Annotated in this window: 12 protein-coding genes; 7 read left to right on the top strand and 5 right to left on the bottom strand. The window is 66.7% G+C overall.

Translation table 11 applies throughout. From position 1 onward, the window contains the following. Positions 1-28: 28 nt before the first annotated feature. Positions 29-367 carry a ClpP family protease gene (locus CXR29_RS03645; RefSeq protein ID WP_127365256.1) on the bottom strand — a complete coding sequence of 113 codons (339 nt, stop codon included), beginning with the start codon at positions 365-367 and terminating at the stop codon, positions 29-31. Between the two features lie 113 nt (positions 368-480). Here CXR29_RS03645 and CXR29_RS03640 point away from each other — a divergent pair, with 113 nt between their 5' ends. The 3 genes from CXR29_RS03640 to CXR29_RS03630 all read left to right on the top strand — a co-directional run bounded on the left by CXR29_RS03640 (position 481) and on the right by CXR29_RS03630 (position 2,427). Then, positions 481-1,119 carry an endonuclease gene (locus tag CXR29_RS03640; protein WP_127363935.1) on the top strand — a complete coding sequence of 213 codons (639 nt, stop codon included), beginning with the start codon at positions 481-483 and terminating at the stop codon, positions 1,117-1,119. Positions 1,120-1,171: 52 nt separating this feature from the next. Continuing rightward, on the top strand, positions 1,172-1,477 hold the full coding sequence (locus CXR29_RS03635) for a hypothetical protein (protein WP_035320514.1): 306 nt from the start codon (positions 1,172-1,174) through the stop codon (positions 1,475-1,477). A 128-nt stretch (positions 1,478-1,605) separates the two neighbouring features. Then, entirely contained in the window at positions 1,606-2,427 is an 822-nt protein-coding gene (locus CXR29_RS03630; RefSeq protein WP_101555612.1) for a YidC/Oxa1 family membrane protein insertase, read from the top strand. Positions 2,428-2,528: 101 nt separating this feature from the next. On the opposite strand, the gene CXR29_RS03625 is transcribed toward CXR29_RS03630, so the two are convergent. The 4 genes from CXR29_RS03625 to CXR29_RS03610 form a co-directional block, all read right to left on the bottom strand. Beyond that, a complete protein-coding gene (locus tag CXR29_RS03625) occupies positions 2,529-5,078 on the bottom strand; it encodes an ATP-dependent Clp protease ATP-binding subunit (protein ID WP_127363934.1) in 2,550 nt (849 codons plus the stop codon). 116 nt (positions 5,079-5,194) lie between these two features. Further along, complete coding sequence (locus CXR29_RS03620) at positions 5,195-5,986, bottom strand: DUF3152 domain-containing protein (RefSeq protein ID WP_127363933.1); 792 nt, start codon at positions 5,984-5,986, stop codon at positions 5,195-5,197. A 105-nt stretch (positions 5,987-6,091) separates the two neighbouring features. Further along, positions 6,092-6,760 carry a VOC family protein gene (locus CXR29_RS03615; RefSeq protein WP_127363932.1) on the bottom strand — a complete coding sequence of 223 codons (669 nt, stop codon included), beginning with the start codon at positions 6,758-6,760 and terminating at the stop codon, positions 6,092-6,094. Further along, positions 6,748-7,449: a VOC family protein gene (locus tag CXR29_RS03610; protein ID WP_127363931.1), complete on the bottom strand. Its 702-nt coding sequence runs from the start codon at positions 7,447-7,449 to the stop codon at positions 6,748-6,750. Before CXR29_RS03610 ends, CXR29_RS03615 begins: the two co-directional genes overlap by 13 nt. Before the next feature lie 192 nt (positions 7,450-7,641). Between CXR29_RS03610 and CXR29_RS03605 the strand changes: the two genes are divergently transcribed. Genes CXR29_RS03605 through CXR29_RS03590 form a run of 4 tightly spaced genes read left to right on the top strand, consistent with a single transcriptional unit; the run spans position 7,642 to position 12,987 of the window. Then, on the top strand, positions 7,642-9,363 hold the full coding sequence (locus CXR29_RS03605) for a TIGR04028 family ABC transporter substrate-binding protein (protein ID WP_127363930.1): 1,722 nt from the start codon (positions 7,642-7,644) through the stop codon (positions 9,361-9,363). Next, positions 9,360-10,439 carry an ABC transporter permease gene (locus tag CXR29_RS03600; RefSeq protein WP_101594454.1) on the top strand — a complete coding sequence of 360 codons (1,080 nt, stop codon included), beginning with the start codon at positions 9,360-9,362 and terminating at the stop codon, positions 10,437-10,439. Before CXR29_RS03605 ends, CXR29_RS03600 begins: the two co-directional genes overlap by 4 nt. Beyond that, positions 10,436-11,296, top strand: a complete 861-nt coding sequence (locus tag CXR29_RS03595) for an ABC transporter permease (protein ID WP_101594455.1) — start codon at positions 10,436-10,438, stop codon at positions 11,294-11,296. The genes CXR29_RS03600 and CXR29_RS03595 overlap by 4 nt, the downstream gene beginning before the upstream one ends. Beyond that, on the top strand, positions 11,293-12,987 hold the full coding sequence (locus CXR29_RS03590; RefSeq protein WP_127363929.1) for a dipeptide ABC transporter ATP-binding protein: 1,695 nt from the start codon (positions 11,293-11,295) through the stop codon (positions 12,985-12,987). The genes CXR29_RS03595 and CXR29_RS03590 overlap by 4 nt, the downstream gene beginning before the upstream one ends. Positions 12,988-12,990: the final 3 nt, after the last annotated feature.

The raw sequence follows: 12,990 nt of genomic DNA, 5'->3' as shown, positions 1-12,990 counted from the left end.
CCTCGACATTAACGTAGGACAGCCTAACTTAACCTACCGACGTTTCCGCAACACCTGTGTGCCACTTCACTTCAGTCACCCTCATTCCGATCCGAGCTCGCAGGTCGGACTGGGAGTCGATGACGCGATCGATGAGTCCGTACTCGATCACCTCCTCGGCGGTGAACCACCGGTCACGCAGGGAGTCGTCGAAGATGCGGTCGTAGGTCTTTCCGGTCGCCTCGGCGATCCGATGCAGGACGGTGTCTCTGACCGATCGGAGGTCGTCGCCCTGGAGTTCGATGTCGGCGGCTCCGCCGATCCCGCTCGACCCCTGGTGGCGGAGGATGCGCGCGTGAGCGATGGTGTCGGCGATCGCGTGCATCATCGACACGGGTCCGCTGGAAGCGGGACCGTGCCGCTATGAGCGGACGGGCACGGGCGGCTGAGGCTCCGGTGGCCCTTGACTCTTCGACCGGGCCCGGACATAGGATCGGCCGCATGAGCACACAGCGAGATCGGGCCGGTCGCCTCATCGATGTGCACGGTCGCACATTCGCCGCGGAGGCCGGGATCACACTCCGGGACAAGCCGGCCCCGCTGTGGCGGCTGCTCGTCCTCAGCCTGCTCCTGTCCACGCGCATCAGCTCCGACATCGCCCTCGCGAGCGCGCGCGAGCTGTTCTCGGCGAAGTGGAGAACGCCGCGGCGTCTGCGCGCGAGCTCGTGGCAGCAGCGCGTCGATGCGCTCGGACGCGGCGGGTATCGCCGCTACGACGAGAGCACCGCCACCCGTCTGGCCGAGGCCGCCGATCTGCTCATCGACCGATGGGACGGGGACCTGCGGAAGCTGCGCGATGAGGCCGAGGGGCAGCCTCGTCGGATTTCGGGGCTCCTGCAGGAATTCACCGGGATCGGTCCGACCGGGGCATCCATCTTCCTCCGAGAGGCCCAGCAGGTCTGGCCCTCGGTGAGGCCTGCATTCGACACTCTCGTTCGCAAGGGCGCGACGACGGCCGGGCTGCCGGAGCAGGACGAGAAGCTGGCCGCATTGGTCGATGACGACGACCTCGCAGGACTCGCGGCCGCGCTCGTGCGTCTCGCCCGAGACCCGGACCTCTCCGCCGACGCAGAGGACTGAGACCTCCGCCCAGGCCCGCGTGCTAGCATCGTGGCGTCTGAAAGGGGACGAGATGATGGCGAATATGTGGCTGACGCTGCAGCTGCTCGTCGTCGTGCTCTCTTCCGACCTCGACTCGGTCGTGCCCCAGTCCCCCACTCATCTCATCGTCCTCGCCCTCCTCGGTGCAGCCCTGCTGACGCCGATCGCCGCATGGGCGAGCATGGCCCTGCTGCGTGTGCTCTCGCTGTCGGCACGCCCGCCGTCTCTGCCGGGCACGCGCCGAAGCATCCGCGAATTCCGCATGCCGGAGGAACCCGGCACTCCGGGTACGGCTCTGCCCAGAGCCCCCTCTACCGTCGTTCACGCCATCGCCTGAACGACCTGTTCCGTACGGAATGTCTCCCCGCCTCGGCGCGGGCAATTGTCATCAATCGTCACGGTGATGGCCTTCAACGGCCCATTCAACCGCGCCTCAGTGCGCCTAAGTCCGAAGGACGATCACCTGTGAACATCTACGAATTCCTGCCCATCCGCCTGCTCGTCGAGGCCGCCTACACAGTGGTCACGGGGATCAGCGACATTCTCGAACCGCTCGCCGGCGGCTTCAGCGCCGCCCTGGCCGTCATCGTACTCACCGTGCTGGTCCGCGCCGTGCTCATCCCCGTCGGGGTGTCCCAGGTCAGGGCCGGCATCACTCGAAAACGGCTGGCCCCGAAGATCAAAGAGCTGCAGACGAAGCACAAGAAGCATCCCGAACTCATGCAGCAGAAGCTCATGGAGCTGTACAAAGAGGAGAATGCCTCCCCTTTCGCCGGATGCCTGCCGGTGCTGGCACAGACCCCAGTGCTCATGGCCGTCTATGGCCTCTTCATCAATGCGACGATCGGCGGGCACTCCAATGAGCTGCTCGGTCACACGCTCTTCGGTCTGCCCCTGAACACGAGCTTCGTCAGACTGCTCGGCGGCGGGGATCTCACCGGCACGGCCATCACGGTCTACCTCATCCTCGTCGTGCTCATCACCGTCGTCGCCGGCTTTTCCCGCCATCTGCTCACTCCGGCTGCGCCCGAGACCCCGGCCGTTCCCGCAGGGAATCCGGGGAAGAACAGCTCGGATGCTCCGGCGATGCCGGATCTGTCCGGGGTGATGAATACCCTGAGCTTCATGCCCTTCCTCACCGCGATCTTCGCGCTCTTCGTCCCCTTGGCCGCCGCACTCTACCTGGCGACGACGACCACGTGGACGCTCGGCGAACGGCTCGTCCTCAACAAGCTCCTCGGGGCGAACGACCCCCAACCCGAACAGTCCTCTGCCACCCGCGGCTGAACCGGGACGCGACGCTGCCAGCAGCAACGACAGAGCCCGGGACGAAAGAACGGAATCTTTCGTCCCGGGCTCATGCGGGGACCGCCTCGGCGATCGAGGGATCAGGCCATGATCGGCTCCGGGCGAGCACCGGCCACGACCCTGAGGTCGCCGCCAACGACCGTGGCACGCACGGTGCCGCCCTCGTCGACCGCCTCGGTGACGAGGAGATCGGCGATGCGGTCGTCGAGTTCGCGCTGGATCACGCGACGCAGCGGACGGGCACCGAACTCGGGTTCGTATCCTTCATCGGCCAGCCAGTCGAGAGCCTCTGCCGAGACGTCGAGGGCGATGCCCTGAGCCTCGAGACGCTGCTTCGATGCGGCCAGCTGCTGATCGACGATGGAGCGCAGCTGCTCGCGATCGAGGCGGGCGAACATCACGGTGTCGTCGATGCGGTTGATGAACTCCGGCCGCATGAATTCCTTGAGCCGGCCCATGACCTTGGCCTTGAGGTCTCTCTCTGCGTCCTGCGCAGCACCGGAGGCGAAGCCCAGCGGAGTGCCGGACATGAACTCGGAACCGAGGTTCGAGGTCATGATGATCACGGTGTTGCGGAAATCGACCGTGCGGCCCTGACCATCGGTGAGCCGACCGTCGTCGAGGACCTGCAGCAGCAGGTTGAACGCATCCGGGTGGGCCTTCTCGACCTCGTCGAGGAGGATGACCGAATACGGGCGACGGCGAACCTTCTCCGTCAGCTGACCGGCTTCGTCGTAGCCGACGTAGCCGGGAGGGGCACCGACGAGACGCGACACCGTGTGGCGTTCGCCGAACTCGCTCATATCGAATCGGATCATGGCCGACTCGTCGTCGAACAGGGTCTGTGCCAGAGCCTTCGCCAGCTCCGTCTTTCCGACGCCGGTGGGGCCGAGGAAGAGGAAGCTGCCGATGGGTCGGTTGGGATCGGCCATACCGGTCTGGCTGCGGCGGATGGCGCGGGATACGGCGGTCACGGCTTCGTCCTGTCCGACCACCCGGTCGTGGAGGACCTCCTCCATGTTCGCCAGACGCGCCTTCTGGCTCTGCGTCATCCGCTCCGCCGGGATTCCGGTGGCACGGGAGACCACATGCGCGATCTCCTGCTCGCCGATGATCGCCTCTGCGGCAGCGGTCTTCGCGGCCTCCGCGTCCGGGTTCTCGGCTGATTCGATCCGAGCGGCCACCTCGTTGATCTCATCGCGAACGCGGCCTGCGCGCTCGTAGTCCTCGACCTCGATGGCGGACTTCTTCTCCGCCTCGAGTTCGGAGAGCTTGAGCTTGAGCGCGTCGATGTCGACCGCGGGTCCGCGCCCCAGCGACATCCGGGCGCCGGCCTGGTCGATGAGGTCGATGGCCTTGTCCGGCAGGAACCGGTCGGTGATGTAGCGGTTCGACAGCTCCACGGCTGCGCGGACCGCCTCGGCGGTGTAGGTGACCTCGTGGAACTCCGCGTAGCGGTCTTTGAGCCCGTCGATGATCGTCACCGCATCCTCGACGCTCGGCTCACCCACGGTCACCGGCTGGAAGCGGCGCTCCAGGGCGGAGTCCTTCTCGATGGTGCGGTACTCCTTGAGCGTGGTTGCGCCGATCATGTGCAGGTCGCCGCGAGCCAGCCGCGGCTTGAGGATGTTGCCGGCGTCCATCGAATTCGCTTCGCCGTTGCCGCCGGCACCGACGAGAGTGTGGAGTTCGTCGACGAAGACGATCATGTCCCCGTCATCGGCGATCTCGTTCAGCGCTCCGGTCAGACGCTCTTCGAAGTCACCGCGGTAGCGGGTGCCGGCGAGCATGCCGGGCATATCGAGCGCGATGATGCGCTTGCCCTGCAGCTGCTTGGGCACCTGACCGGAGTGGATGGCCTGGGCGAGGCCTTCGGCGACCGCGGTCTTGCCGACGCCTGCCTCGCCGAGGAGGACCGGGTTGTTCTTCGTCCGGCGGGCGAGGATCTCGATCGTCTGTTCGATCTCCTCTACTCGGCCGATGACGGGATCGAGTCTGCCCTCGGAGGCGAGTTCGGTGAGGTCGGTGCCGAACTTCTCCAGCACGGACTCCTGACCGTCCTCACCCTCGGCCTCCTGGCCCGGGTGCATGCCTGCGGCTTCGGCCGCCTCGGCGCCGGCCTGCAGTGCGGCCTGGGTGACTCCCGCCTGGGCGAGTATCCGACCGGCGGGCATCTCCTGATTGAGCACGAAGGCGAAGAACATGTGCTCCGGATCGATGTAGGTCGATCCGAAGGCTCGCGCTACCTGGTAGGCATCGAGCAGGGCACGCTGGGCGGAGCCGGTCAGTGTGGGAGTGGAATCCGCCTCGGTGTCGGTTGCAGCCGGAAGCCGCTCTTCGATCGCATGGGCGATGGCCTCGGGGTCGGCGCCTGCCTGGCGCACGGCGGAGATTCCGGGTTCGGAGTCGACCATGGTGCGCAGAATGTGGAGTGCGTCGACCTCGGACTGGCCGTGTCGTCCTGCGAACTCCGCGGCCGCCTCGATGACCTCATGGCTGCGCTTGCTCAGCAGTCGGTTGATGTCGACGGAACGGCCTCGGCGGGCTCCGGTCTGTCCCTGGAGGAAACGAGCGAGGAACTCGTCGAACGAGTCTCCGCCCGAGCCTGCGGGTCCGAAGAATGTGGCCAAAGCTGACCTCCTCTTTCAAAGTTGAGCGTATACGACTCAATCAACAGAGGCGGGCGCGCGGTTATTCCCGAGTCGGCTGAGGTCGGTGTCACATGCGGTGACGGGCGGACGTGCGGTCAGCCCTTCGAGGGCCAGCCGTTGGGCTCGCAGCCCTGCAGACCCTTCGTCTGCTGCTGCATGAGCGGTGCCGTCCTGCCCGGCCCGGGGCAGGACTCGTGGCCGTGGCCGAGAGCGTGACCGACCTCGTGATTGACGAGGTACTGCCGGTACTGGACGATGTCGTCGAACTCGTCCGTGGCAGACACCCAGCGCTTGGCGTTGAGGATGACATTGGGTCCGTTGCGGCACGAGAGTTTGCCCAAGGTCCGCAGCGGCAGACACATCTCGTCGACGGTGTCGGGGCTGGCGATGGAGATCATGACGTCCTGACCGTCATCAACGAGTTCGATGGAGACGTCGTCGATGTCCTGCCAGCCGCGTTCGTCCTGCAGCGTCCTGATGATGAAGTCACCGGCCTCATCGACGTCGATGGGCAGATTGTCCTCGACGCGCAGAGCGACCTTGAAGGTCTTGCCGTCGTCGCGGTTGGGTCCGGTCTCGTCCTTCGGCCGGTCCCATTCGCCGCTGCCGTGGGTGTCGATATCGTCTTCGCTCACCCCGGCGGCTCCCGCATCGTCAAGGCTCGCGGTCTCGGAAGGCGAAGGGGATGCCGTCGGCTCACCCGACTGCGTGGTCTCCCCCGTCGGGTCGGCGGAGGCGGCAGGAGTCTCGGCGGCCTTCGGAGTCGGTCGGGTCTCGTCGTCGGCGGCGGGCGCGCAGGCACTCAGCCCGATGAGCAGCGCGACTGCGGCAAGGGAGGTCAGGGTGCGGAGGCGTGGGCGGGAGACGGGGCGGGTTCGACTGAGCACGCCTGTGAGTCTATCCGCTGCCGATTCATCGAGAAACGGGCTGCGTGTCGAGAAACGGGCGCGCACACCCGTTTCTCGACACGCAGCCCGTTTCTCGGCGAGTGATCAGAACTCGAGGATGCCGCCGGGCCCGCGCAGCCTGGCATGCAGGCGACATTCCGACCCCTCGACCACAGTGGTGTCCCCGGCCCCGAGCTCCTCGAGCACCTCCCGTGCGGCCTCAGGTTCTGGACTGTCCACACGGAAATCGAGCAGCTCGAGGGTGGGCAAGGCCGCCTCGGCGGGGTGGACGGATTCGCCCCAGTCGATGAGGAACGGCTGCGCACCTGAGCGGGGCAGCGGGGAACGCGTGGTCAGCCGCCACTCGAGACGGTCGCCCTCGGCGGTGTCGCGGGCCATGTCCTGAACCTCCCCGAAGTCGATGCCCGCGGTGTTCGCGGCCGCGATCTTCGCGAGGAATGCCGGCGGGTGGATGGCCCAGGTCTGCAGGGTCGGCTCGGAGGCCAGATGCGCGTCGAGCGGCAAGGTCCCGTCAGCGGGCGGTTCCTGCTGCGGGTCGGGGCCGAGGATTTCGAGATAGGTGCGCGCCCCCTCCGGCCAGCCCGCCGGGGCGAGCCCGAGGAGATGATTCGCGGTCCCCCGTCCCGGGTGCGAACCGCCGGGGACCGCGCGCAGGCCGGTGGCCTCTTCCACGGCGGCGACCCCGGCCTCGAGGTCGGGCACCGTGATGATGAGGTGGTCGAGCTGCGCGGGAATGGTGTTCAGAGTGTCCATGATCCACCCGGACCTTTCAGTTGAGTGTGCAGGCCTTCAGTCTCCCCCGCTTCGTCGCCCGGGGCAATGATGTCGAGTCCGATGCCGAAGAAGCCGAGGACCGAGCCGACCGCGGCCGGGGCGTCGCTGGCTGCCCACAGCTTCTCGAGACGGACCCACGGCATCTCCTGTCTTGCCGGATGGTCGGAGTCCTTCCAGTCGATGAGGAACGGCTGGATTCCCGACCATGGCAGCGGGGTGCGCCTGGTCAGGCGCCAATCGAGCACCTCCCCGTCCGGTCGGCGTCTGGTCATGTCATGGACCTCGCCGAGGTCGACGCGCGGTTCCCGTGACCGCGCAGCGGCCGTGACGAGACCGTCGAAATCGTCCGGTCGGATCGCCCACCTCTGCACCGTCGGTGAGGTGATCCCGGCCAGCCGAGTGGCTGCCGATGCTGGGTCCTGCTCGGGGTCGGGGCCGAGGATCTCGAGGTACGTCAGCGGGTTCGGACCACTCTGGTTCTTAAGTCCCAGAGAATCGGCGAGCTCATCGCTGAGCTCGAGCCCGAGCAGCGCATTGGCCGTCCCCAGACCCGGATGGGCGCCCCCGTCAACGGCCGCGACACCGAGGCGAACCTCACATTGCTCAACATATTTCCGAAGGTCGGGAACGGCGATGACCAGATGGTCGAAGCAGGAATTACTCAACATGTCTCAATATTAAGCCACGAATTGACTGCGATTGCTCAGATGCGCTTAACTCAGGGCATGCACATCCGCTTCGGGTTCCACGCCGGACACTGCCGCTTCCTGCCGTCAATGGCACCCGCAATGTCCGCAGATTGTTGAACTATCTCGATCAGCTTCTCCTGTTCCACCCCTTTGACCCGAAGGACCTCTGCCATGACGGATCGCTGTCTCTCCACCTCAGCGCGTCTGACTCAGTGCCTGACCGACCGACGCCTCGACCGCCGCTCGGTACTGAGCCTCGGTCTCGGTTTCGGCACTCTGCTCACCCTCAGCGCCTGCACTCCCCATGACTCCGGTTCCTTAGCCGAGGGCGAACCCGTCCGCGGCGGGGTGCTCACCTACTTCGAACCCCAGACCTGGACTCTGCTCTACCCGCCGTCGGTCGGCTTCTACCCCAACGGCGGAATCATGAACAACATCTCGGCACGCCTGCTGTGGCAGGATCCCGAGACCCTCGAGCTCCATCCGTGGCTGGCCACGGACTTGCCGGAGACCGACGCCGACGCCACGACCTACACCTTCACCATCCGCAAGGGCGTGACCTATTCGGACGGTTCGCCGCTGACACCGGAGAATGTGGCGAAGAACTTCGACCTCTTCGGTCGCGGCGACGAAGCCCGCACGCTGCCGGTGTCCGAGCAGATCTCGAACTATGAACGCAGCGAAGTCCTCGACGGAAATCGGGTCCGGTTCCACTTCTCAGCACCTTCCCCCGGCTTCGCCCAGGCGACCTCGACGATGAACGCGGGGCTGCTCGCCGATTCCACTCTCGACCTCGACGCCGAGGGCTTCGGCCCGGGCGGAGCCACGCAGATCCACACCTGCGGCCCCTTCCACATCACTGCCGAGACGATCGGCACGAAGCTCTCCGTCCGTGCCCGCGAGGACTACGACTGGGCGCCCCCGCATCTGAAGCATCAGGGCCGGGCCCACCTCGACGGCATCGACTATCTGACGAACAACGAATACTCCGTGCGCATCGGGGCCGTGCTCTCCGGACAGGCCGACGGCGTCCGCGACGTCCAGGCCCCGGATGAGTCCCGTGTCACCGAGCAGGGTCTGCGCCTCTATGCGAAGGCGACGAACGGCATCAACAACAGCATCAATCTCCGGTTCCGCCACGACCTGCTGTCCGATATCGACGTTCGGCGAGCGCTCATCGCCGCCATCGATCGCCAGGAGATCGTCGACAAGCTCTTCACCCCGAACTACCCCTTGGCCACCGGCCTGCTGGCCAAGGGCGCCATGGGATATGTCGACCAGTCGGGGTCCTGGGACTTCGACCCGGAGAAGGCGAACCGCCTCCTCGATCAGGCCGGGTGGAGTGAGCGCAACGGACAGGGCTATCGCGTCAAGGATGGTCAGCCACTGGCGCTGACGGTGAATATCGCGCTGCCGCAGCCCCGGTCGAACGAGGTTCAGACCCTCATCCAACAGCATCTGCGCCGCGTGGGCGTGCGCCTGTCGATCAACCCCGGTGACCAATCGAAGCAGACGCTCGACGCCCTCGAACTCGACACCGTGCAGATCTACCACTCGATGGTCGCCCGCGCCGACTTCGACAATCTGCGCTCGAACTACTCCTCGGTCAATCGCGACGTCTTCCTCAACGGAGTCGACCGCACCGACGCCGACGACGATTCGGTCGACCCGAAGATCGACGAACTCCTCGAAACGCTGGCTGCCGAACCGAACCAGGAGAAACGGCAGGAGGCCGCCGAGGCGGTCCAGAACTACCTCGTCGACCAGGCCTATGTGCTGCCATTCTTCGAAGAACCGCAGGTCTTCGCGTTCCGCCGCCGCGTCCACGGCTTCACCACCGAACCCGTGGGCCGCCCCGACTTCTACAGCACCTGGCTGGCAGGAGAGAAATGATCCTCGACACCCGCTACCTCCTCCTGCGCCTGGGCCAAGCGGTCCTCGTGCTGCTGCTCGCGTTCACCGCGGCATTCATCCTGCTCAGCCTCATCCCCGGAGACGGCGTCACCGCCCGCTTCGCCGATCCCGCACTGGGCCTGTCCAACGACCAGATCGCCGAGATACGCGCAGCCACCGCCGCCGACGACTCATGGTTCGGCAAGTACCTCACGAGCCTCACCGGGTTCCTCACGGGCGACTTCGGCTACTCGGTCCAGACCGGTGCGGCCGTGTCGACGATCATCGCGGCGGCTCTGCCGTCGACCGCGGTGCTCGCGGCCTCCGGGTTCGTCACCGCCCTCGTCCTCGCCGTGATCATCGCCGTCTTCGCGACCTTCGGACCGGCCACCGGGCCGACGGCCAAGGTGCGGCGAGTCCTCGACTCGGTGCCCAGTCTCTTCATCTCCATCCCGGTGTTCTGGCTCGGAATCCTGCTCATCCAGGTCTTCTCCTTCCAGCTCGGTCTCGTCTCCGTCGTCGACCCCGGCCCTGCCGAGGCGCTCGTGCTGCCGACCCTGACCGTGGCGGTTCCGCTGTCGGCCCCGATCGCCCAGGTGCTCATCCGCTCCATCACCGAGGTGCAGGCTTCCGGATTCGTCAAGGTCACCACGGCCAAGGGCGCCTCCGAACTGTGGATCCTCGTCCACACCGTCGCCCGCAATGCGGTGCTGCCGGGGCTGACGATCATCGGCCTCGTCTTCGGCGAACTCGTCGCCGGCGCCGTGGTCACGGAGACCGTATTCGGCCGCAACGGCATCGGACTCATCACCGCCCAAGCGGTCACCCATCGGGACAATCCGATCCTGCTGGCCGTCGTGGTCATCGCCACCTTCGGCTACGTCATCATCAACCTCGCAGTCGACCTCCTCTACCCCGTCATCGACGTCCGGCTGCGCACGAAACGCAGCACCGCCTCGGCGGGCAGGCCACTGCGCAGCCACGACGAACCCTCACGTCGCGCCCTGACGGCGACCGCGGCCAGCGTCGGCGTCGACCTCGACTGGGACGACGAGGCGAAGGAGAAGGACTCATGAGCATCGTCGTCACCCGCGACCAGAGCACCGAGGCCCGGCGCGCACGCGGCGGCCGGGCACGCGCCGCGATCACCCCGGCCACCATCGCCTCCGGGCTGGTGCTGCTCATCGCCATCGCCTGGGCGCTGTTCCCCGGTCTCTTCACCCACTTCGATCCCAACGACGGCGGAGACACCCCTGCCCTTCTGGCCCCGAGCCTCGAGCATTGGTTCGGCACCGACCAGACCGGCCGCGATGCCTTCACCCGCGTCGTCTACGGCGCCTCCCAGTCCCTGCTGGCCGCGCTCGTGGCCGTCGGGGTCGGGCTGATCGTCGGCACCACGATCGGGCTCATCGCCGGCACCCGGCGCGGGTTCGTCGACGATGTGCTCATGCGCCTGATCGACGTACTGCTGTCCATCCCCGCGATCCTGCTCAGCCTCTCGATCGTCGTCGTCCTCGGTTTCGGAACGATCAACGCGGCCATCGCCGTCGGAGTCACCGCCATCGCCCAGTTCGCACGACTGGCCAGGTCCCAGGCGGTGCAGATCAACACGAGCGACTACGTGGCCGCGGCCTACGGATCCGGCGGCACCTTCTTCTCCGTCCTGGTCCGCCACATCCTGCCGAATTCGATCTCTCCCGTGCTCTCACTGGCGGTGCTGCAGGTCGGTTCGGCGATCCTCCAGATCTCCACTCTCGGATTCCTCGGATACGGCACTCCGCCGCCCACCCCGGAATGGGGCCTCATCATCGCCGAGGGCCGCAACTTCGTCGCCACCGCGTGGTGGCTGACCGTGCTGCCCGGCCTCGTGGTCATGGCCATCGTGCTCGCCACCCACCAGATCGGCAACACCCTGCGAAAGGTGACATCATGACCGACTCCTCACTGCTGCGCATCGACGGTCTCTCCGTCGAATACACCCGCCGAGGCGGCTCCGCGGCACCTGCCGTGAGCGAACTCGACCTCGTGGTCCGTCCCGGTTCGATGACCGCCGTGGTCGGGGAATCCGGTTCGGGGAAGTCGACGACGGCGAACGCGGCCATCGGCCTGCTCCCGCCATCGGCCAGGGTCGCGAACGGGCGGATCCGCCTCGGCGATCTCGATCTGCTCAGCCTGGGCACCTCCGGGTGGCGCGGTGTTCGCGGTTCCCAGATCGGCTACGTCCCACAGGACCCGGGGTCCTCGCTCAATCCCCTGCAGACGATCGGCAAGTCCGTCGCCGAGGCGCTGCGCTTCCACCGTCGCGCGGGCCGGGCCGAGGCTCGCGCCCAGGTTATCGAGCTGCTGGACCGGGTCGGCATCGACCAGCCGGAGAAACGGGCCGACCAGTTCCCGCACGAGCTCTCGGGCGGGATGCGGCAGCGGGTGCTCATCGCCGCCGCCATCGCTCTGCGCCCGCGCCTGCTCATCGCCGACGAACCCACCTCCGCCCTCGACGTGACGATGCAGAAGCAGGTCCTCGACCTCCTCGATGAACTGCGCGCCGAGACCGGGATGGGTATCCTCTTCATCACCCACGATCTCGCCGTCGCCGGCGAACGCGCCGACGAGGTCGTGGTCATGCAGGGTGGACGCATCGTCGAATCGGGGCCGGCCGGACGGGTCTTCTCCGATCCGGCCACCGATTACACCTCCCGGCTCATCGCCGATGCTCCCGCACTGCAGACGAAGGCGCGATCTGCCCGCACCGAGGCGACCACGCAGACTGACACCCCGTTCGTCTCCGTCGAATCACTCACCCACATCTTCGACCGCACGGGTGATCAGATCACCGGCATCGAAGGTGTGGATTTGACGGTGGCGCGCGGGACCACGCACGGACTCGTCGGCGAATCCGGTTCGGGCAAGACGACCACGGGCAAGGCGCTGAGCGGGTTCCTCACACCCCAGTCCGGGCATGTGCGCATCGGCGATTTCGACGCCGCGGAACTCGGACGCGGTCGACCCTCGCGGCAGCGGCTGCGGGAGTTCCGGCGCACCGTGCAGCTCGTGCATCAGAACCCGTTCTCCGCTCTCGATCCCAAACATTCCATCCGGTCGACCCTGACGGAGCCTCTGCGCAACTTCCGCCTCGGTGACCGCACCTCCCGACCTCGACTCGTCGCCGAGGCCATGGATCGAGTGGCGCTGCCGACCGACTTCCTCGACCGGCGTCCCGCCGAACTCTCCGGCGGGCAGCTGCAGCGAGTGGCGATCGCCCGCGCTCTCATCGTCGAACCCGAACTCGTCGTCTTCGACGAGGCGGTCTCGGCTCTTGACGTTTCGGTGCAGGCACAGATCCTCACACTGCTCGACGAGCTGCAGCAGGAGCTCGGTCTCACCTATGTCTTCATCACCCATGATCTCGCCGTCGTCCGTCAGATCGCTGATACGGTGTCCGTGATGTCGCACGGACACCTCGTCGACGACGGCGCGACCGAAGAGATCTTCACTCGCCCGCGGTCTGCCCATACCCGCACCCTGCTCGAGGCGATCCCCCGTCCAGCGACGCTGTCGGCCGCTGCAGCGCCTGCGAATGACCGACCCGCGACCCCGACCCTGCTCACCGCAGCAGCAGAAAGCTGAGAA

Source organism: Brevibacterium linens, assembly GCF_003999335.1.
Classification (GTDB): Bacteria; Actinomycetota; Actinomycetes; order Actinomycetales; family Brevibacteriaceae; genus Brevibacterium; species Brevibacterium linens.
Note: the sequence above shows the minus strand (reverse complement) of the source record. Positions and strands in the feature narration are given on the sequence as shown.

Coding starts and splice junctions, on each gene's coding strand:
- CXR29_RS03590 (WP_127363929.1), top strand. CDS start 11,293: ATGACCGACTCCTCACTGCTGCGCATCGACGGTCTCTCCGTCGAATAC.
- CXR29_RS03640 (WP_127363935.1), top strand. CDS start 481: ATGAGCACACAGCGAGATCGGGCCGGTCGCCTCATCGATGTGCACGGT.
- CXR29_RS03595 (WP_101594455.1), top strand. CDS start 10,436: ATGAGCATCGTCGTCACCCGCGACCAGAGCACCGAGGCCCGGCGCGCA.
- CXR29_RS03600 (WP_101594454.1), top strand. CDS start 9,360: ATGATCCTCGACACCCGCTACCTCCTCCTGCGCCTGGGCCAAGCGGTC.
- CXR29_RS03610 (WP_127363931.1), bottom strand. CDS start 7,449: ATGTTGAGTAATTCCTGCTTCGACCATCTGGTCATCGCCGTTCCCGAC.
- CXR29_RS03615 (WP_127363932.1), bottom strand. CDS start 6,760: ATGGACACTCTGAACACCATTCCCGCGCAGCTCGACCACCTCATCATC.
- CXR29_RS03635 (WP_035320514.1), top strand. CDS start 1,172: ATGATGGCGAATATGTGGCTGACGCTGCAGCTGCTCGTCGTCGTGCTC.
- CXR29_RS03605 (WP_127363930.1), top strand. CDS start 7,642: ATGACGGATCGCTGTCTCTCCACCTCAGCGCGTCTGACTCAGTGCCTG.
- CXR29_RS03645 (WP_127365256.1), bottom strand. CDS start 367: ATGATGCACGCGATCGCCGACACCATCGCTCACGCGCGCATCCTCCGC.